16 protein-coding genes are annotated in these 20,011 nt (G+C 69.5%); 10 read left to right on the top strand and 6 right to left on the bottom strand.

Going from position 1 to position 20,011, the window contains the following annotated elements:
• Positions 1 to 27 precede the first annotated feature (27 nt).
• The 3 genes from D2E22_RS00490 (at position 28) to D2E22_RS00480 (ending at position 2,875) form a co-directional block, all read left to right on the top strand.
• Positions 28 to 1,059: a metal ABC transporter solute-binding protein, Zn/Mn family gene (locus D2E22_RS00490; RefSeq protein WP_126031176.1), complete on the top strand. Its 1,032-nt coding sequence runs from the start codon at positions 28 to 30 to the stop codon at positions 1,057 to 1,059.
• Positions 1,060 to 1,148: 89 nt separating this feature from the next.
• On the top strand, positions 1,149 to 2,045 hold the full coding sequence (locus D2E22_RS00485; protein WP_126031175.1) for a metal ABC transporter ATP-binding protein: 897 nt from the start codon (positions 1,149 to 1,151) through the stop codon (positions 2,043 to 2,045).
• Positions 2,042 to 2,875 carry a metal ABC transporter permease gene (locus tag D2E22_RS00480; RefSeq protein ID WP_126031174.1) on the top strand — a complete coding sequence of 278 codons (834 nt, stop codon included), beginning with the start codon at positions 2,042 to 2,044 and terminating at the stop codon, positions 2,873 to 2,875. The genes D2E22_RS00485 and D2E22_RS00480 overlap by 4 nt, the downstream gene beginning before the upstream one ends.
• 101 nt (positions 2,876 to 2,976) lie before the next feature.
• Here D2E22_RS00480 and D2E22_RS00475 read toward each other — a convergent pair whose 3' ends face one another.
• Both D2E22_RS00475 and D2E22_RS00470 read right to left on the bottom strand, forming a co-directional pair.
• On the bottom strand, positions 2,977 to 3,468 hold the full coding sequence (locus tag D2E22_RS00475; protein WP_241218098.1) for a 2-C-methyl-D-erythritol 2,4-cyclodiphosphate synthase: 492 nt from the start codon (positions 3,466 to 3,468) through the stop codon (positions 2,977 to 2,979).
• Complete coding sequence (locus D2E22_RS00470; RefSeq protein ID WP_126031173.1) at positions 3,465 to 4,061, bottom strand: CarD family transcriptional regulator; 597 nt, start codon at positions 4,059 to 4,061, stop codon at positions 3,465 to 3,467. The genes D2E22_RS00475 and D2E22_RS00470 overlap by 4 nt, the downstream gene beginning before the upstream one ends.
• A 136-nt stretch (positions 4,062 to 4,197) precedes the next feature.
• Here D2E22_RS00470 and glgB point away from each other — a divergent pair, with 136 nt between their 5' ends.
• Genes glgB through D2E22_RS00455 form a run of 3 tightly spaced genes read left to right on the top strand, consistent with a single transcriptional unit; the run spans position 4,198 to position 8,323 of the window.
• The gene (glgB, locus tag D2E22_RS00465) at positions 4,198 to 6,450 is read left to right on the top strand and encodes a 1,4-alpha-glucan branching protein GlgB (RefSeq protein ID WP_126031172.1); all 2,253 of its coding nucleotides are present in this window, start codon (positions 4,198 to 4,200) and stop codon (positions 6,448 to 6,450) included.
• 26 nt (positions 6,451 to 6,476) lie between these two features.
• Positions 6,477 to 7,193: a response regulator transcription factor gene (locus D2E22_RS00460; RefSeq protein WP_126031171.1), complete on the top strand. Its 717-nt coding sequence runs from the start codon at positions 6,477 to 6,479 to the stop codon at positions 7,191 to 7,193.
• Entirely contained in the window at positions 7,193 to 8,323 is a 1,131-nt protein-coding gene (locus D2E22_RS00455) for a sensor histidine kinase (protein ID WP_164518379.1), read from the top strand. Before D2E22_RS00460 ends, D2E22_RS00455 begins: the two co-directional genes overlap by 1 nt.
• 60 nt (positions 8,324 to 8,383) lie before the next feature.
• On the opposite strand, the gene D2E22_RS00450 is transcribed toward D2E22_RS00455, so the two are convergent.
• The gene (locus D2E22_RS00450; RefSeq protein WP_206431314.1) at positions 8,384 to 9,175 is read right to left on the bottom strand and encodes a ComF family protein; all 792 of its coding nucleotides are present in this window, start codon (positions 9,173 to 9,175) and stop codon (positions 8,384 to 8,386) included.
• 17 nt (positions 9,176 to 9,192) lie between these two features.
• Positions 9,193 to 9,999 carry an HAD-IIB family hydrolase gene (locus tag D2E22_RS00445; RefSeq protein WP_241218097.1) on the bottom strand — a complete coding sequence of 269 codons (807 nt, stop codon included), beginning with the start codon at positions 9,997 to 9,999 and terminating at the stop codon, positions 9,193 to 9,195.
• Between the two features lie 111 nt (positions 10,000 to 10,110).
• Here D2E22_RS00445 and D2E22_RS00440 point away from each other — a divergent pair, with 111 nt between their 5' ends.
• Entirely contained in the window at positions 10,111 to 10,539 is a 429-nt protein-coding gene (locus D2E22_RS00440) for a metallopeptidase family protein (RefSeq protein ID WP_126031170.1), read from the top strand.
• A 9-nt stretch (positions 10,540 to 10,548) separates the two neighbouring features.
• Here D2E22_RS00440 and D2E22_RS00435 read toward each other — a convergent pair whose 3' ends face one another.
• Both D2E22_RS00435 and D2E22_RS00430 read right to left on the bottom strand, forming a co-directional pair.
• Positions 10,549 to 12,090, bottom strand: coding sequence for a DUF5719 family protein (locus D2E22_RS00435; protein ID WP_126031169.1), 1,542 nt, complete (start codon positions 12,088 to 12,090; stop codon positions 10,549 to 10,551).
• Complete coding sequence (locus D2E22_RS00430) at positions 12,087 to 15,185, bottom strand: glycosyltransferase family 2 protein (RefSeq protein WP_126031168.1); 3,099 nt, start codon at positions 15,183 to 15,185, stop codon at positions 12,087 to 12,089. The genes D2E22_RS00435 and D2E22_RS00430 overlap by 4 nt, the downstream gene beginning before the upstream one ends.
• Before the next feature lie 180 nt (positions 15,186 to 15,365).
• Here D2E22_RS00430 and D2E22_RS00425 point away from each other — a divergent pair, with 180 nt between their 5' ends.
• From D2E22_RS00425 to D2E22_RS00415, 3 genes are all read left to right on the top strand, one after another.
• Positions 15,366 to 16,811 (top strand): LCP family protein, encoded by a 1,446-nt coding sequence (locus tag D2E22_RS00425; RefSeq protein WP_126031167.1) that lies wholly within the window; start codon positions 15,366 to 15,368, stop codon positions 16,809 to 16,811.
• Between the two features lie 67 nt (positions 16,812 to 16,878).
• Positions 16,879 to 18,186, top strand: a complete 1,308-nt coding sequence (locus D2E22_RS00420) for an LCP family protein (protein WP_126031166.1) — start codon at positions 16,879 to 16,881, stop codon at positions 18,184 to 18,186.
• A 100-nt stretch (positions 18,187 to 18,286) separates the two neighbouring features.
• The gene (locus tag D2E22_RS00415; RefSeq protein WP_126031165.1) at positions 18,287 to 19,939 is read left to right on the top strand and encodes an FtsK/SpoIIIE domain-containing protein; all 1,653 of its coding nucleotides are present in this window, start codon (positions 18,287 to 18,289) and stop codon (positions 19,937 to 19,939) included.
• The last annotated feature ends 72 nt before the right edge of the window (positions 19,940 to 20,011 follow it).

The following is a 20,011-nucleotide window of genomic DNA, read 5'->3' as shown; positions in this document are numbered from 1 at the left end:
CGGTCTTACGCAAAGGAGCCACTGCTCATGGGCATACGAACCTCGTCACATCGTCTGCGGGCGGCGGTCGCGGCCGTCGCCGCGCTCGCGCTCGCGGCCACGCTCGCAGGCTGCGACCGCATCGGCGCCGACGGCGCCTCCCCATCCGCCTCCGACACGGCCTCGAGCGGACCGATCACCGTCGTCTCCTCGCTCAACCAGTGGGGCTCGCTCGCCGCGCAGATCGGCGGCGGCGACGCGAAGGTCACGTCGATCCTGTCGTCGACGACGGCGGACGCCCACGACTTCGAGCCCACCGCCAAGGACATCAAGACGCTGCACGACGCCGACGTCGTCATCGTCAACGGCGCCGGTTACGACGCATGGGCGAGCAAGAACCTGCCGTCGACGGCGACGCTCGTGTCCGCCGCCGACATCGTCGGCGCGATGGACGGCGACAACCCTCATCTGTGGTTCTCCCGCGACGCACGCTACGCGATGGCCGACGCGCTCAAGGACGCCTTCGCCAGGCTGCGCGCGAAGGACGCGGAGTCCTTCGACGCCAACCTCGCGGCGTGGAAGAAGAAGGAGGACGCGCTCGAGAAGCGCATCGAGGCCTTCGGCAAGGAACATGACGACCTCACCTACGCGGCTACCGAATCGGTCGCCTATTACCTGATGAACGACATGGGATTCGAGGACAAGACACCGTCCGGCTACGCGCGCGCGACGGCGTCCGAGTCGGAACCGACCGCGGCCGACGTGCGCGACATGCGCGAGCTGCTCGGCGACGACGGCGTGCGGCTGCTCGTCAACAACCCGCAGGAGGAGAACGAGACGACGCAGGGCTTCGTCGACATCGCGCGCAAGGCGAAGACGCCGGTGCTCGACGTCACCGAGCAGATGCCGCCTGACTACGCCGACCTCACGGCCTGGATCGAGGCGCTGTTCGACACCGTCGAGCAGGACATGGACACGTGCCGGGCCCCGGAGAAGGACTGCCCGACCGACGAATCCGGGGACTCCGCGAACGCCGGCAACACCGAACAGGACCGCGCCGTCAACGAGGGGGACGACTGAGCGCGGCGGCGCGGCACCACCGTTATTGAGAATCATTGTCAATAGCGGTTGCGATACTGATCGCGTCCCATCGGCGGAAAGGAGCCGCAATGCAACAGTCTGACGCGCCGGCGCGCGAGGGTCCGAGCGTCGAATGCCACGACATCGCCGTCAAACGCGGCGGGACCACGATCTGGAGCCACGGCACCTTCACGATCCCGCGGGGCACCGTCACGGCGATCGTCGGCACCAACGGCGCCGGCAAGACGACGCTGATGAAGGCGGAACTCGGACTGATACCGCTCTCCCACGGCACGATGCGGGTGCTCGGCTCCGCCCCCGGCGCGAGCAACGCGCGCATCGGCTACGTGCCGCAGAGCTACACGAACGACATCGATTCGAGCCTCACCGCAGAGCAGTCCGTGCTGCTGGGGCTGACCGGCACGCGCTTCGGGTTCCATCCGGTGACACGCCGCCAGCGCGCGAAGGCGCACGAGGCGATGGAGTTCATCGGCATCGCCGACAAGGCGAAGCTGCGGCTTTCGGAGCTGTCCGGGGGCCTGCGCCAGCGCGTCGCGATCGCGCAGGCGCTCGTGAGCGACCCCGAGCTGCTCATGCTCGATGAGCCGCTCGCCAACCTCGATCTGGCGAGCCAGCGCACGACGGTGCAGATCCTGTCCAGACTCAACGCCGAACTCGGCATGTCGATCCAGATCGTCGCCCACGACCTCAACATGCTGCTGCCGATCCTCACCGGCGCCGTCTACCTGCTCGACGGCCATCCGCATTACGCACGGCTCAACGACGTGCTCGACTCACAGCTGCTCACCCACCTGTACGGCACGAAGGTGCAGGTCGTGACGACGCCGCAGGGCGACATGTTCGTCACGCCGAACATGGCCGAACCCGGCGGATGCGACATGCACGACGCCGCCGAGGTGGCGCGCTTCCATCATCACGGGCACGCCCGGCCGGGCCCGTCGCAGGCCCAAGGAGCGACGCGATGACAACCTTCACCTTCGATCCCGCCTGGACGACGACGCTGACGACGCCGTTCATGGTCAACGCCTTCCTCGCCGGTCTGTGCATCGCCTTGGCGGCCGGCATCGTCAGCTATTTCACCATCGCGCGGCATTCGACCTTCGCCGCGCACGCGATCGCTCACATCGGCCTGCCGGGCGCCACCGGCGCCGTGCTGCTCGGACTGCCGGTCGCCGTCGGGCTCGGCGGCTTCGCGCTCGCCGGCGCGCTCGTCATCGCCGCGCTCGGCAAACGCGCCTCGGAGCGTGAGATCGCCACCGGCACCGTCCTCGCCTTCGCGACCGGCCTGGGCCTGTTCTTCGCGCGCATGTCGAGTTCGGCGTCCCAGCAGCTGCAGTCGATCCTCTTCGGCTCGATCCTGACGATCAGCGACGACCAGATCATCGGCTTCGCGGTCTTCGACGCCGTGCTGCTCGTCGCGATGGCGATCGTCTACCGTCCGTTGCTGTTCAGTTCGCTCGACGAGCAGGTCGCCCAGGCCAAGGGCGTGCCGATCGGCGTCATGAACGCGCTGTTCATGGCGGTCCTCGCCGGCGTCATCACGATCGCCGTCCCCGCCGTCGGCACGTTGCTGATCTTCGCGCTTGTCGTCACCCCCGCGGCGACCGCCACCGTGGTGACGACGACTCCGTTGCGCGCGATCGTCGTCTCGACGGCGTTGTGCCTCGTCTCGATCTGGGGCGGGCTCGTCCTCGCGGCGATGTTCCCCGCTCCCCCGAGCTTCGTCATCGTGACGCTGTCGACGCTGTTCTGGGGCGTCGCCAAAGGCGTCGAGGCGCTGCGGCGCCGTGGATGAACGTCCTCACGGCGCCGGGAACACGACGCCAGGCATACGCAAGGCCGTCCCTCCGATCGTCTTTCGCAGGGACGGCCTTCATCATATCGGGATGGGACTTTTCACGCCATGTCGCCGACATCCACGAGCGCCGTCGCGATGGCGGCGACGCCTTCGCCCCGGCCGGTGAACCCCATGCCGTCCGTCGTCGTCGCCGTCAGCGCGACCGGGCATCCGCAGATCGCCGACATCGCCGCCGCTGCCTCGTCCCGGCGCGGACCTATCTTCGGCCGGTTGCCGATGAGCGCCACCGACGCGCTTCGCGGGAAGCAGCCGTTCGCTTGCAGATGCCGCACCGTGTCCGCGAGCATCGCGCCGCCGCGCATGCCGGCCCCCCGGGATTTGGCGCCCACGCCGAACAACGCGCCGATGTCGCCCAGACCCGCCGCGGCGAGCAGCGCGTCGATGAGCGCATGCACCGCCACGTCGCCGTCCGAGTCCCCTTCGACGCCGGCGCCGTCCCAGCGCAGCGTCGCGAGGAACAGCGGCCGGTCGGCGTCGGCGGAGAACCGATGCGCGTCGAAGCCCAGTCCGCAGCGCAGGTCGGGCGTCACTTCTTCTTCGGCTTCTTGTTCTCGGACTCGATGCGCGCGAGCGTATCGGAGGCCGGCTCATCGGGGGCCTGCGTGTGGTGCCCGTCGTCGCCGGGCCGCGGCTCGCTGTAGCCGAGGTTGACGTCGAGCAGGCGCTGAGCCTCCCCCTCCTCGATCTTCTCCGACAGCGCGATCTCCGAAGTCAGGATGCTGCGCGCCTTCGTCAGCATGCGCTTCTCGCCGGCGGACAGGCCGTGCTCGTCGACGTCGCGTTGCGCCAGGTCGCGCACGACCTCGGCGATCTTGTTGACGTCGCCGGTCGAGATCTTCTCAACGTTGAGCTTGTACCGGCGCGACCAGTTCATCTCCTTTTCGATGATCGGGGTGCGCAGGATCGCGAACACCTTCGCCACCTCGTCGCCGTCCACGATGTCGCGCACGCCGACCTTCTTCACGTTGTCGACGGGCACGAAGATCTCAAGGTCATCGGAGGAAAGCACCGAAAGCTTGAGATACTCACGCGTCACGCCCTTAACAGTCCGTTCGGTAATGGCCTCGATCTTCGCCGCGCCGTGACGCGGGTACACGACCATATCGCCGACCTTGTAGCCCATGAATCCTCCGTGAGAAAAATCAGAAACGCATGCAATTATGTCATTTTGCGTGGACTTGGTGGAAGATTGGAAAAAAAGATAGAGAAAACCGCGAATCCGCTCGTGCCGCCGGGAAAACATGCGTATTCTCGGATACATGACAAACTTCACATTCAATGAGAAAGCCCTCGTCCCCGTCAACGGCGATCAGCTGGACGAGGTCAGCAAGGGCGCGTTCTACAACCCCCACGAGATCCTCGGCGCCCATCTGGGCGCCGCCGAGTTCCCCGACACCTGCACGATCCGCGTGCTGCGCCCCGGCGCGCGGTCCGTCACGATCGTCACCGCCGACGGCGAATACGCGATGAAGCACGAGCACAACGGCGTCTTCGTCGCGCTCGTGCCGGCCGTGAAGACGAAGGACGGCCGCGGCGTCCCCGACTACCGCATCCGCACCGTGCGCGCCGACGGCACAACCGTCGTCGAGAACGACCCCTACCGCTATCTGCCGACGATCGGCGACATGGACCTCTACCTGTTCGGCGAGGGACGCCACGAACGCCTGTGGGAGGCCATGGGCGCCCACGTGCGCCGCTACGACGACCCGCTCGGCGGCAACGACGGCACGAAGGGCGAGCGCGTCGTCGGAACCGCGTTCACCGTATGGGCGCCGAACGCGCACGCCGTGCAGGTCGTCGGCGACTTCAACGGCTGGGACGGCACGTGCCATGCGATGCGAGAGCTCGGCTCATCGGGCGTCTGGGAGCTCTTCGTCCCAGACGTCGAGGCCGGCGAGATCTACAAGTTCCACATCCTCAACGCCTACAACAACTGGGAGATGAAGGCCGACCCGATGGAGCGCTCGCACGAGGTGCCGCCGCGCACCGGTTCGATCGTCGTCGAGTCCACGCACGAATGGCATGATGGCGGCTGGATGAAGCGGCGCGCCGAGTCCGATCCCCATCAGGGTCCGGTGAGCATCTACGAGGTGCACGCCAACAGCTGGCGCAAGGACGTGCACGACTACCGCGAGCTGGCAGACAAGCTCGTGCCCTACGTCCAGAAGCTCGGATTCACGCATGTGGAGTTCATGCCGCTCGAGGAGTATCCCTTCGCCGGTTCGTGGGGCTATCAGGTCACCGGCTACTACGCCGTGGATTCGCGCCTCGGCGGTCCGGACGACTTCAAGTACCTCGTCGAACGCCTCCATGAGGCCGGCATCGGCGTCATCATGGACTGGGTCCCGGCGCATTTCCCGAAGGACGCGTTCGCGCTGGGCCGCTTCGACGGCACGCCGCTGTACGAGGATCCCGACCCGACGCGCGGCGAGCATCCGGACTGGGGAACCTACATCTTCAACTTCGGCCGTCGCGAGGTGCGCAACTTCCTCGTCGCCGACGCATGCTTCTGGCTCGACGAATACCATATGGACGGCCTGCGCGTCGACGCGGTCTCCTCGATGCTCTACCTCGACTACAGCCGCGAGCCGGGCCAGTGGCATCCGAACAAGTTCGGCGGCCGCGAGAACCTCGAGGCGATCGACTTCATCAAGGAGGCGAACGCCACGGCGTACAAGAACAACCCGGGCATCATGATGATCGCCGAGGAGTCGACCGCGTATCCGGGCGTCACGGCGCCGACCGACCAGGGAGGCCTCGGCTACGGCCTCAAGTGGAACATGGGCTGGATGCACGACACGCTCGAGTACCTGCACGAGCAGCCGATCAACCGCAAGTGGCACCACAACGAGATCACGTTCTCGATGGTCTACGCGTATTCGGAGCATTACGTGCTGCCGATCAGCCATGACGAGGTCGTCTACGGCAAGGGCTCGCTGTTCGGCAAGATGCCGGGCGACGACTGGCAGCGTTACGCGGGCGTCCGCTCGCTGTTCGCCTACCAGTGGGCTCATCCGGGCAAGAACCTGACCTTCATGGGCAACGAACTCGCGCAGTACGGCGAATGGGACTACAACAGCCAGCTCGACTGGGACTGCCTCAACTGGCCGGACCACAGCGGCGTGCAGGCGCTCGTCGCCGACCTCAACAAGCTGTACAAGGATTCGCCGGCGCTGTGGAGCCAGGACTTCACGCCCGACGGCTTCCAATGGCTGACGAGCGACGACGCCGACCACAACACGCTGAGCTTCGAACGCATCGGCGCCCATGGCGAACGCATGGTCGTCGTCGTCAACTTCTCGGGCACCGCGTGGGCCGACTATCAGGTCGCGCTGCCCCTCGGCGGCCGCTGGAAGGAGGTCCTGACGACCGACGACAAGAAGTACGGCGGCTCGGACATCCACAACACGGACATCGAGGCGAACGCCGGCGCGTACCATTCGCGTGAATGGTCGACGCGCATCACGGTGCCGGCGCTCGGCGTCGTGTTCCTCGTCCCTGAGAACAACTGAACCGACAAGACCAAGGACTGGTGATTATGGTCGCACACGCACAGATGCCGTCTGCCTACACGATTCTCGTCGTGGAGGACGAGCCGACGCTCGCCACCGCCATCGCGCAACGACTCACCGCCGAAGGCTGGAGGGTCCGCATCGCTTCGGACGGCATCAGCGCCGTGAAGGCGGCCGCCCAGCTGCGTCCCGATCTGGTCGTCATGGACGTCATGCTTCCGGGCATGGACGGCATCGAGGCGACGAAGCACATCGTCGCGCAGCGTCCGGTGCCGGTGCTCATGCTCACGGCGCGCGACGACGAGTCCGACGTCATCATCGGGCTCGGCGCCGGCGCCGACGACTACATGACCAAGCCGTTCTCGATGCGCGAGCTCGTCGCCCGCGTCAAGGCGCTGCTGCGCCGGGTCGAGCGCGCGAAGGTCATCGCGAGCAAATCGGAGCATGAGAAGATCCTCGACTTCGGCTCGCTCGTCATCGACCCGGCGACACGCCGCGTGACGCTCGACGGCGAGACCGTGCATCTGACGCCGACCGAGTTCGATCTGCTGACGACGCTCGCGCGCAAGCCGAAGTCGGTGCTCACGCGCGAGCAGCTGCTCGAGGAGGTGTGGGACTGGGTGGACGCCTCCGGCACGCGGACCGTCGACTCACATGTCAAGGCGCTGCGGCACAAGCTCGGCGCCGCGACGATCCGGACCGTGCACGGCGTGGGCTACGCATTCGAACCTCCGCAACAGTGATGAAGCACGAAAAACCCACAACATCGATGGGGCGCGCGCGGTCCGCGAAGGACGGCAAGCGCCCCCGCTTGTTCTCATCCCTGCGTGCCGAACTGAGCGTGCTGATCGCGATCACGACCGTCCTCGCCTTCCTCATCGCATGGATGCTCGACATCATCGGCATCAACGGTTGGATGGCGATGCCGCTGACGATCACCATCACGCTGATCTTCATGTACTGCACGTCGCGCAGCTTCACACGCCCGCTTCGGCAGATGCGCGACGTCGCCGAATCGATGGCCCAGGGAGACTACTCCGCGCGCGTGCGCCTGCGCAAGAGCACGAACGACGAGATCGGCCAGCTCGCCAGATCCTTCAATGTGATGGCCGAGGAGCTCGAGCACGCCGACCAGATGCGCCGCGACATGATCGCGAACGTGAGCCATGAGCTGCGCACGCCGGTCTCGGCGCTGCAGGCGATGGTCGAGAACATGGCCGACGGCGTCGTCGAACCCACCCCGGCGAACATGGAGAACATCCTCAAGCAGACGCATCGCCTGTCCGACCTCATCTCCTTCCTGCTGGACATGTCGCGTGTCGAGGCCGGCGCCTCGAGCCTCGAGCTCGAACGCCTCAACGTCGCCGAGCTCATCGACGAGACCGTCGGCCCGCTCGAATACGCCGACGCCGGCCATGGGCACACGATCGAGCAGCGCATCCCCGACGACCTCGTCGTCGAAGGCGACGAGGCGCGGCTGCGCCAGCTGCTGACGAACATCATCGCGAACGCGCTCAAACATTCTCGCGACGACACGGCCGTGCTCATCGAGGCGCACGCCGGCGAACGCGGCGACACGGTGATCATCAACGTCGTCAACTTCGGCTCGGACATCCCCAAGGAGGTGCGCGACGACATCTTCCGCCGTTTCGTCAAGGGGACGTCCGGCCCCGGCACCGAGTCCGGTGGCACCGGCCTCGGCCTGTCGATCGCGCGGTGGGCGGCGAAGCTGCACGGCGGCACCGTCCAGGTCGTCGACGACCCCCGCGGCGTCGACTTCGAGATCACGTTGCCGGTGAGGCCCCCCGAGCCGCAGGCGCGGCAGGAGGCGGGGCCGGGAAGGGACGACGAGGCCGCCTATGCCGGCCAGTGAATCAGCCCCGTCGTGACGATGCATGCGTCGGATGCATCCGCCCATAGCCGACGCCGTTGCTCACCGGCGTCGCTCCCCCGTCCCCGGCCTACCCGTGTCGCCGGCCGCGCCGTCGCCGCGCACGGCGTCCTTCGGCGGCGTGTGGGCGAGCGCGAAAGCCGTGAGCACGCTGTGTCCGGCGCCGGCGAGCGCGGCGGCGCACACGCCGATCGTCGCCCCGGTCGTGACGATGTCGTCAAGCAGGATGAGAGGCGTCGTCGGGTCCGGGGGCCGTATGGCGTCGTCAATGGTGATGTGGCCGTGGATGCGGCGCATGCGGTCACGGGCGCCGCGCGTCTGCACCGATTTGCCCCGTACGGCGCGCACCTGCAGCATCGGCAGCACCTGCGTGTCGGGCATGCCGAGGTCACGGCAGTGCGCGGCGAGCGCGGCGGCGAGCGGGTCAAGATGGCGCCGTCCGCGGTGCCGGATGGAGTGAGGCGATGAGGGTGCGGGCACGATGCCGATTCCGGTCGGCGCGGGGTCGAGGGTTTGGATGAGGCGTCGTCCTATGTCGTCGAAGAGGTCGGTGAGCGCGGCGGCGAGGGGCGCGTCGGCTTCGGCGTCGCCGTGGTCCTTCCATGAGAGGATGGCGCGTCTGGCGGCGCCGTGGTAACTGCCGCAGGCGATGCCGTGGCCGGCGTATGAGAGCGGCAGCGGGAAGGCGGTGGGCCGGTGCAGGGCCTGTGCGCACTCGTCGCACAGGACGGCGTCGGGTCGTTCGCATCCGGCGCAGCCGCGTGGCAGTAGGATGTCGCGCAGCTGTCGCCATGCCGCCGCGAGCGCGTCGGTGCCTGTTTGCCGCGCGGTCATGGTGTCGCTCCCCGTCGTTATCGGCGCAGTCGCGCGTTGATGGCGTCGATGAGCCGGAGGGTGGCTTCGGGGCCGGTGACGCGGATGGCGATCGTGCCGGCCGCCGCGGCCGGGTAGTCGTTGCCGTCGGGGTCCATGCGGTCGCCGATGAAGGCGATCGATCCGACGTCGACTCCGGTGGCGTGGGCGAGTTCGCGCACGGCGTAGGCCTTGTCGATGTCGCGTGCGGAGATGTCGACGCTGGTGGAGCCTCCGGAGCGTACTTTGAGGTTGGGCAGGTCATGTTGGACGGCTTCGGCGAGCCGGTTCTTCTTGGCGTTGTCGGGGTCCCAGCGTTCCTTGGCGTCGACGGGCGCCTGCTGGCCGAGCGCGGAGTAGGTGATCTGGCTGCCGCGGTCCTCGATGATCGGGCCCCAGCTGTCGTCGGTCCAGATGCCTTGTTCGCGTGCGCGGCGTTCGAGGGATGCGACGGCGGCTCGGCGGTCGGCCGCGGACAGGTCGCGTTCGTAGACCTTGGACCATTCGGCGCCGTCCCAGCGGTAGTAGCGCGTGCCGGTCGTGGGCATGAGGTGCAGGTTGGCGCGGTCGGCGTCGGGGGTGAGCATGTCGGTGACCTGGCTTTCGATGAGCGGCATGACGCCGCCGGAGACGATGGCGACCGGGATCAGCGTCGTCAATTCGCTCAGGGCCCGGGCGATGTCGTCGTGCATGGGCTTCTTCGAGCGTGCGAGCGTGCCGTCGAGGTCGAACGCGGCGACGCGCATGCGCCGACACAGCGCGTCGACGTCCACTTCGGTGCTGTTGGCGATGTTGGGTTCGTTCATCGTTCACCACTTCCCCGTTTTGTTGCTGGCGGTCCTTGTATCCTACGTATCCTACCGTGTCTGCGCGATGGGCGGCGCCGGCGCGGGATGCGGTCGGCTACAGTGGAGGCCATGACCCAGCCTCCTTGGAACGCCGCAGTGTATCGCAACCGTCATGGCCGCGGGATGCGCACGCCGATGTTCGGCACGCGTCTGCCGCGCTATCGCACGCGCGCCGGCCTCTTCGACGATCTCGTCGTCGCGCAGATCCGTCGTCTGTCGGCCGCGTGGCCGGATCTCGTGCGCCCGCTGCAGTTCGCGGTAGAGGACGTGCCGCCGTCGTCGCCGGCGCCGTGGGAGCATGAGCCGCGTCTGTTCTCGCAGGCCTTCCCCGCCGAGCATGGCAGTCCCGCGCGCATCGTGCTGTACCGGCTGCCGATCCAGACGCATGCGGCGAACCGCACCGACCTGCAGCTGACGATCCGTGACGAGATCGTCGAGTCGATCGCCGAACTGTACGGGCGTCGCCCCGATGAGATCGACCCCGACTTCGGACTGTGACGGCGCGTCTCAGCGCACGATGCCCGGATCGTTGAACGCGTGCACGAGCTGCCGCGGCACGTCGAGGCTCGTCGCCGGCACGTAGGCGAGCGCCGCGGTCTTCGCGTCGCGCAGCGTCGCGTTCGTCGGGAACGCTCCCCAGACGATCGTCGCGTCGGCGTCGTCGACGCGGATCGCGGCGACGACGCCGCCCAGGTCGGCGGCGTCGAGGGTCGTCGACGAGTCGGCGTCGACCTTGACGCGTTTGGTTCCGCTTTGCTCGCCCTTCCCGTCGTAGCCGGTGAAGGTGATCGTCGCGCCCTTCTCGCCCATGTTGGCGAGTGCGATCGTCGCGTCCGTGCCGTTCGGCAGCGCGAGCGCGGACTGCGCGTATGCGGCGTGCGCGCCGATGACGGCGTAGTCGCGTTGGCCGTCGGCGCCTTCGACCGTGCTTTGGGCGGCGAGCGTGCATGGGGTGTCGCTTTGCGCGAGGATCGCGTGGGCGTCCTTGGGCCGGTCCTTGAGTTCCTTGAGCGTGACCTTGCCGGCGTGCGCGTCGAGACGGCCGATGTCGACCAGGCCGTGGTCGCTCATCCAGGACAGCGTGATCGTGGCGTCCTTGTCCGCGTACGCGCTCAGCGTCGTCGTGGCATCGCCGTCGGGCAGCATGATCGTCTGCGTAGTGGCGGCCGCGTCGAGCGGCGCCACGTAGTCGTTGCCGTGCGGCGTCAGTCCGTCGATCGCGACGGAGCGGACGATGGCGCCGACGGCCGCGTCGCGGCTGGTCACGCTCACGTAGAGGCCCTGCTCGTCGGGGGCGGCGGCGTTGAGCAGCATGTCGGCGCTCCCGTCGGCGCCGACGGTGAGGACGGACGATGTGGCCGGCGTGATCCTGCCGTGTTCCGTCCCCCATATCGCGATGTCGACGCTGGTGGGTTTGTCGGAGGGGTTGACGACGACGAGCTGCTGCGTGTTGCCGGTCGTCGTGCTCGGAACGAGGAAGCGTTGGACCAGGGCCGGCGTCACGCAGGACGCGGCGGCGATGCCGGGGATGTCGCCTGTCGTCGCCCATGAGGCGACGGCGCCGGTCGATCCGGTGCCGTCGGCCGCGGACAGCAGCCGCGTGTCGAGGATCGCGGCGTCGGCGGCCTTGTCCTGACCGGCGATGAAGACGTCGGATCCCTCCGCGTCGCGTGCGCCTTCGAGGACGAGCCCGTCGGACGAGCCGTCGGCGCCGAGCCGGTCGACCTGGGCGTGGAACACCGATCCGAAGGCCGCGTAGCGGCGGGCCGAGGCGAGGTCGCCGGTCGATGTGCGGAACTCCTCGTCGCCGTAGGACGCCGTGTCGGCGATCGTCATCGCGGCCGGGCAGTAGCTCAGCGTCTGCCGGGCGCTGGCCTGCTCGGATGTCGTCGCGTCGGCGACGGCCGGCGTGTCGTGCGCGCCGGAACGCGGCGGCACGACCGTCAGCGCGGCGAACAGCGCGATGACGGCGACGCCCGTGACGGCCGTGGTCGCGACGGCGCGCGTCCTGTGCGCGAAGTCGTCGAGACGGTTCGGTTCCTCTCTCATTGCTGTTCCTCCTTGCTGATGCCATGGCTGCGCGGTATCGCGACGATGACGTAGAGCGCGACGACGAGCGAGAGGCACCACAGCCACGCCGTGCGCCACGGGCTCGTCTCCATGCGCCGCTGGTCCGCCGTATCGATGCGCTGGGACGTCGTGGCGTCGAGCGTGAGACGGTAGTACGTGCCCTGCGCGTTGCCGACGACCTCCTGCGTGCCCTGCGACGCGGTCACGTTCGCCTGAAGCTGCTCGCCGGCGCGCGCGCTCAGGTCGCGGCCGTCGTCGGTGACGACGTAGATGCCGCCGAAGCCGAGGTCGGACAGCTGGCGCACGGCGTCGTTGTCGCTGCCGGCGAGCAGTCGGGCGGCGATGCGGGCGAGTTGTTCGTCGTCGGTGCCGCCCTCGTGGCCGAAGGCGCGGCTGACGCGCCAGGCGGCGGAGGCGTCGATCAGGTCGCCGCGGCCGGTGCGCATCGCCGTGTAGGCGACGGTGTCGGCGCCCGTGGCCGCCAGGGCGAGCACGCGCCGGTCGGGTTCCTGCGCCAGATAGTCCCGGGCGACCATCGGCAGCCCGGTGCCGGTGACGTCCACGCCGCCGGCCTCGGCGGTCTGGACGCCGAACAGCAGGCATACGGCCGTCATCGCCGTCAGGAACAGCGCGACGGCGCCCTGCATGAGCGTGGAGGCGCCAAGGCGGCGCTCGTGCTCGTGCATGAGGCGGTGGAAGGGCGTGACGCCCGGCCCGGCGGCCATCGCCACGCAGGCGAGTATGCCGCATGCGGCGAGCGCGACGCCCGGCATCACCGATCCGGCGGCCGCGCCGTACGGCATGACGGCGATGACGACGACGGCGGACGTGACGGCGAGCATGAGGCCGCACAGGATCACCGTCCACAGGATGCGGCACGGGCGCAGCATGCCGGGACGCAGCAGCGTGAGCAGCGCGATGACGGCGCACACGGCGCAGCACAGCACGACCAGTGTGCGCATCAGGTCGTCGCCGGAGAGCATCGCCGACCATGACGGCGCCTGCCCCAGGCCGAATGCGCGCCACACCATCGTCGTCAGCCCGATCGCCTCCGGCGCGCCGTTGACGGGCTGCACCGGGATCATGACGTCGCCGAACAGCTGGCGCCACATGCCGTCTCCGGCGTAGCGCACCGCGTTGACGAGCGTCGGCGCGAGCGCGAAGGCGCAGGGCAGCGGGATGAGCAGCAGCATGAGCCGGTGGCGGCGCACGAAGACGAGGAACGCGACGAAGATGACGATGAGCGCGAGCAGCAGCTGCGGCTCGGCGGCGACGGCCGGGACGAACAGCAGCGCGGCGGCCGCGGCGGCCTGCACCGACGAGCGCGGGTTGACGGGGTCCTCGGTGCGGTACAGGCCGACGGCCTTGAACGACAGCGCGAGCGCGGCCGGCAGGAACGTCATGACGGTGAGCATCGGCAGGTTCGCCGTGCCGTACAGCCCGAAGGCGAGCGCCAAGGCGTACCAGCACAGCGAGGAGGCGACGCGGATCGGGTTGGAGCGGGTGACGACGCCGGCGAGAGCCCAGAACGACAGGACGCTCGCGGGCGCGGACAGGAAGAAGATGAGGGCGAGCGCGGCCGCGACGTGGCCGGCGGTGAGCACGGATGCGGCCATGAGCACGAGCAGCCACGGCGAGGGCGGCGCGGGGATGCCGGTGCCGACGCCGTAGACCCATGGCGTCGTGGCGGCGTCGACGAGCTGGCGGAAGCCGGCGTCGGTCGGCGTCAGCTGCGTCGAGAGCATCGAGTCGCCGGAGAACGCATGGCGCAGGATCGGCCAGTACATGGTGGCCGTCGCGGCGAAGGCGAGCAGTGCGGCGGCGAGCGCCCAGGCCCAGCGGCGGATGCGTCTGCGGCGCAGGTGGACGAGGGCGAGCGGGTCGAGGATGACGTTGCGGTTCTGGTCGTCGAAGGCGCGTGAGCGCGCCCTCCATTGGCGGATCTGGCGGCGGTCGGCGATCAGCGGCGCGATCTGGGCGCGCGGCACATGACCCGCGGCTGCGACGCGGTGGCGTGCGGCGAGCGCGCCGGGGACGGCGGCGAGCGCGGCCCATGGCATGAGGAGGCGGCATATCGCCCGGTAGGGGCGTTTGCGGAACAGCAGCCTGACGGCGCCGGCGAGCGCGGCGAACAATCCCAGGACCCACAGCAGCGGCCACCAGGGGGCGGCCACGTCGGTCATCGCGTATTTCTGCGCGCCGATGAGCTGCGCCATCGACGAATCGACGGCGGCGTCGGGTTCGATCGCCGCGCCGTCGCGCGTGCGCACGCCGTCGTAGCGCGCGCGCCGGTGGGCGATGCGCGCCTCGGGCACGACGACGACGCGTCGGCCGGACAGGCACAGGCGCCGGCACAGGTCCTCGGATTCGTCGAAGGTGCCGAACCAGGGGTTGGCGCCGTGCACGGCGGCGAGCGTGTTGACGGGCACGAGGGCGCCGGCGAGCGAGACGGAGAAGACGTCGCGCCGCCCGTCGTACTGCTCCTGGTCGGGTTCGCCGTCGACGACGAGCGAGACGACGCGTCCGCGCGCCGCGTAGCAGCCGACGTCGTGCAGGGCGCGCCCCTCCCAGTCGAGCTGCTTGGCGCCCAGCAGCGCGGCCGTCGGCGAGTTCGACCACGCGTCGAGGAGCCGTTCGAGGCAGTGTTCGTCGGCGGGCCGGGATTCGTCGTGCAGCAGCCACAGCGTCTTCGTCGACGTGTCCACCTGTGCGTTGCGCAGCACCTTCGTGACGGCGTCGGCGAAGGAGCGGGCCTGGGCGACGCGCACGATCTGGATCGAGATGCGCTGCGGCTCGGGCACCGCCTCGAGCACATCCTCCTTCGTCGGGATGATCTCGAAGCTCGTCTGCACGGACTGCACGGTGCGCCCCGAGCAGTCGGCGACGACGATCGTGGACGGCAGCACGCTCTGGGAGAGCACGGCGCGCAGGGTGCGGGGCAGGTAGCGCAGGTCGTCCTCGACGGTGATGACGGCCGTCACGTTCGCCTCGGCCCGCTGGCTGTGCGAATACGGACGCGTCGCCAGGGCGGCGCCGATGATGCGCTGGATCTCACTGTTGCCCGAGAGTGTCATGCGTCCCAGTGTACGCAGAAGGGTCTATCCGCCGCCGCGGCGTGCGCGGGCGCCTCGTGGCTTCGGCCACGGTTTTCTCACCGTCATGCCCTATAATCGCATACGATCGCGCGTCGGCGGCTCGGGGCCGCGCACGCGCAGGGGCCCCGCGACGGGGAACGACGCACGAAAGGTGGACCGTTGGCCTCTCATACCGCGAAGAAGACACGTGAAGCGCATCTGGGCAGCTCCCGCAGCGAAAGGCCGCGGCACAGCGCCGTGGCATGGCGCATCCGCCATCGGGCGTGCGTCGTCGTCGCGTGCGTCGTCGTCGCCGCGCTCGTGTTCGCGTCCACCGCCGTGGCGTCCACCTGGATCAGCCTCAACAACGCCGTCCAGGACGGCGCCGTCAAGACCGTCTTCGCCGACGAGGAGAAGCTCGACCCCAACGAGGGGCGCCCGATCAAGTTCGTCCTCATCGGCCAGGACACGCGCGACGAGGGCAACGCCGAGCTCTCCGGCGGCATGCACGACGGCGAGGACAACCTGCACAACGCCGACACGACGATGGTCGTCGACATCAGCGCCGACCGCAACTTCATCAACATCGTCTCGATCCCGCGCGACTCGATCGTCGATGTGCCCGACTGCCGCACGAGCGGCGGCAAGGAGATCCCCGCCCAGTACGGCGTCATGTTCAATTCGGTGTTCTCCACCGCCTACCGCGAGGGCGGCGACCTGTCGACGGCGGCGAGCTGCACGGTGACGGCCGTCAACGCGCTCACCGGCATGCACATCACGAACTTCGTCGTCGTCGACTTCAAGGGCCTGGCCGACATGATCGACGCGATCGGCGGCGTCGACGTGTGCATCCCGGTCGACACCGTCGACGCGAACACCGAGATGGACCTGAGGAAGGGCATGCACCACCTCGACGGACGCCAGGCGACGAACTACGCGCGCATGCGCCACGGCACCGGCACCGACGGCAGCGACATCATGCGCACGACGCGCCAGCAGTACCTCATCAAATCGGTGATCGCCGAGGCGATATCGAAGAACATGTTCACGCAGACGAGCGAACTCTACCAGCTCGCGCTCGCGGCGATCCGCTCGCTCAACATCAGCTCGGGCATGGCCGACACGAACGCGCTCGTCGCGCTCGCGTTCAGCCTGCGCCACCTCGACGTCTCGCACGTGTACGCGCAGACCGTCCCCGTCGTGCCCGCCCCCTTCGACCCCAACCGCGTCGTGTGGGCCGACAGCGCCGCCGAGGTCTGGGACCGGCTGCGCGACGACCGTCCGCTGTACGGCGACGACGACGCCACGGCCGCCGATGCGGACGGCGGCGACGACCACGACGCCGGCGACGCGGCGGCGACGCCGCAGCCGACCCCCTCCGACACGGACGGCGCGGCGTCCACCCAGACGCCCACGCAGACGCCCTCGGCGAAGCCGCAGCCGACCGTCGACCCGAAGACCGGCCTGATCAGGCAAGAGGACGGCACGCTCATCGACCCGAACACGAACGGCGTCGTCGACCCCGAGACCGGTTCGATCCGCGACACCGAGACCGGGCAGTACATCGGCATCGCCTACCAGTACCTCAACACGACCATCTGCTCGGTGCCCGCGAAGAGCGCATGAGCGCGAGATCCGCGGCGCCGGACGGCCCGCGGCACGATGAGGGCGGGACGCGCCCTGTGGAGGAACGATGAGCAACACCGACGATCCGACGACACCGCCGAGCTTCGCGCCCGGCCCACGCCCCAGGCGCGACGTGGACGGAGCCTCGCGCCGACAGGCCGACGCGCGCCCGGCGGTGCGGGACACGACGCGGTCCACACCGCCCCCGAGCTTCGCGCCCCGCACCCGCTCCTCCGCCCCCGAGACGGCGGCGGAGGGGACGCGGCCCGCCTCGATCCCGCCGCGCACGACGGCCCGGCGCGCCGCATCGGAACACCGCGCCCCGGCGGCCGCACCCACGCCCACACACCGGGGCGGGACCGCAGGGCGCACCGAGGCGCGCGCGGCGAACACGGCCGCCGCGGTGCGCCCTGCGCGAGGCCGGCGGCCGCACCGCGCGCGCAGGATCGTCACGGCGGTCCTCGCAGCGCTGCTCGCCGCCGTCCTGATCGCCGGCTTGAGCGCATGGCACTGGGTCGACTCCGGCCTTCGCCGCGCCGACTGGCTCACCGATTCCCCCTCGGGCCCCGCGACCTCATGGCTCATCCTCGGCTCTGACGAGCGCGACGGCACGACCGGCCAGGACGGCACGACCGGCGAACGCACCGACACGATCCTCGTGCTCACCAAGCCGAAGAACGGTCCGGCCTCGCTGATCTCGATCCCGCGCGACTCGCTCGTCGAGGTCGACGGCGAGCTGAGCAAGATCAACGCCGTGCTCGGCCTGTACGGCAGGAAGTCGCTCGTCGCGAAGGTCGAGGATATCACCGGCCAGAAGATCGACCACGTCGCGAAGATCAACTTCGGGGGGCTGACGACGATCGTCGACGCGCTCGGCGGCGTCGAACTGTGCTACGACCAGGACGTGGACGACGAGAAGTCCGAGATGCATTGGACCGCCGGCTGCCACGTCGTCGACGGCAAGCAGGCGCTCGCCTTCTCCCGCATGCGCTACTCCGACCCCCAGGGCGACTTCGGACGCGCCCAACGCCAGCGCCAGGTCATCGGCGCGATCGCGAAGAAGGCCGCCTCCCCCTCGACGCTGCTCGACCTGCCGAAGCTCACACGCGTCGGCGACGCGGCGATGGCGGCGATCACCGTCGACGAGAAGGCGACGCCGGCGACGATGGCGCGCATGCTGCTCGCCTTCCGCGACGCGTCGGGCGCCGGCGGCATCACCGGCACCGTGTACTGGACAGACCCCGGCTACTACGTCGACGGCGTCGGCTCATCGGTGCTGCTCGACGACGCGCGCAACATCGAACTGTTCGCCCAGCTCGTCGATGGCACCCACAAGGCGGGCGTCGTCGGCACGCAGGCCGAGCAGCAGGGCTGAACGCCCCTCGTCCGCGCGTGCATTGCGCCGCCGTCGCAACCGTCGGCCCACGACCCGCCGATGATTTGGCGCACGCGCCGCGCCGGCGCATGCTGTGCGCATGGACGGCAGGACGAATCGGATGCGCCGCATACGGATGTGCGCCTACGGCGCCCCGCTCGCGGCGCAATGCGTCATGCTCGCCATGCTGCTGGCCCAACGCCAATGGCTGTTCGCGATGATGACCGCCTCGGGATGCGTCGCCGCGCTCGCCTCGCTCGTCCTCATGGCGGCGGCCGGGCGCACGGACGGCGACCCGCCGGCGGCCGGGACCGGCGCGCTCACGTCCGCGCCGTCGCCTGCCGCCGGCGGGGACGTGAGCGCGCCGGTCCCGGCCGCGCCGCTCGCCTGCGTGCTCGGATTCGCCGACGACGCCGCCCCCTTCCGTTCGATCGCGCACCGCTGGTGCGTCGCCGACGGCGGCTGCAGCGCGCCGGTGGGCGTCGACGCGTCCGGACGCTCCGCGGTCATCGACCTCGCGCGTTTCGGGCCGCACGCGATCGTGGCCGGCACGACCGGATCGGGCAAATCGGTGCTGCTGCAGGACTGGTGCCTGGCGCTCGCATGCCGCTACCCGCCATGCCGCGTCCAGTTCGCGCTGCTCGATTTCAAGGGCGGTTCGGCGATGGACGCCCTCGCCGGCCTGCCGCATGTGCGCGGCTGCGTCAACGACCTCGACCTTGCCTACGCCAAGCGCGCTCTGCTCGCGCTCGAACGTGAGCTGACGCGCCGCGAACGGCTCGCCGCCCATCTGGGCGTCGCCGACCTGATGGACGCGCCGGATTCGCCCGCCAGGCTCGTCGTCATCGTCGACGAGTTCCACATGCTCACCGGCCAGCTGCCCGACCTCGCCGACCGGCTCACGCGCATCGCGTCGCTGGGTCGCTCGCTCGGCATGCATCTGATCGTGTGCACGCAGAACCCGCTCGGCGAGATCGGCGCGCCGATGAAGGCGAACATGGCGTTGCGCGTATGCCTGCGCGTGCGCGACGCGATGCAGTCGCAGGAGATGCTCGGCGTCGACGACGCCGCCCGTCTGCGCGTCACGGAACCGGGCGCCGCGATCGCGAGGATCGACGACGGGCGCATGCGCCTGCGCTGCGCGTGCGCCCCCGATCCGGCGCGCCTCGTAGCCGAGATCGGACGCGCCGCGCGCGTGCACGCCCACACGGGCGCTCCCCCGCTGTTCACGTCGCCGCTGCCCCGGATCGTGCATGCGGACGACGTCGGGGCGCCCCCGGGCGCGATCGCGATCGGGCTCGAGGACGACGGCGTGGCCACCGCCCCATGCCTGTTCGACCCGGCCGACGGCAACCTCGCCGTCATAGGACGGCCCGGCCGCGGACGCACGACGCTGCTGAAGACGATCGGCGAGGGCGCCCGGGCATGCGGCGCCGACGTCGTGTGTCTCGACGACGCGGACGTCTGGTTCGACCCGCTCAGCGCCGACCCACGGGCCGCCCGCGTCCAGGAGCTCGTGTGCACGGGACGACGGTGCGTCGTGTTCGCACTCGGCTCGTCGCGTCGGCTGCGCGTGCCCGACCATTGCGCCCGGCGCCTCGTCTTCCCGGTCGGCGAACGCGCCGTCGACCTCGCCGACGGGATCCCTGCGGCCGTCGTCGACGCGCTGACGGCCGAGGATCTGCGCACACCGGGGCGCGGCGTGCTCATCGAGGCGGGCCGCGCCCGGCTCGTGCAATGCGCCGTGCGCTGAACGGGGCCCACAGGCCCGTTTTTTCGCCCGGGGTCTTGAAATCGCGCCGGTTATTGCCTAGCATGAGCAACG

Source organism: Bifidobacterium castoris (genome assembly GCF_003952025.1).
Lineage (GTDB): Bacteria > Actinomycetota > Actinomycetes > Actinomycetales > Bifidobacteriaceae > Bifidobacterium > Bifidobacterium castoris.
Note: the sequence above shows the minus strand (reverse complement) of the source record. Positions and strands in the feature narration are given on the sequence as shown.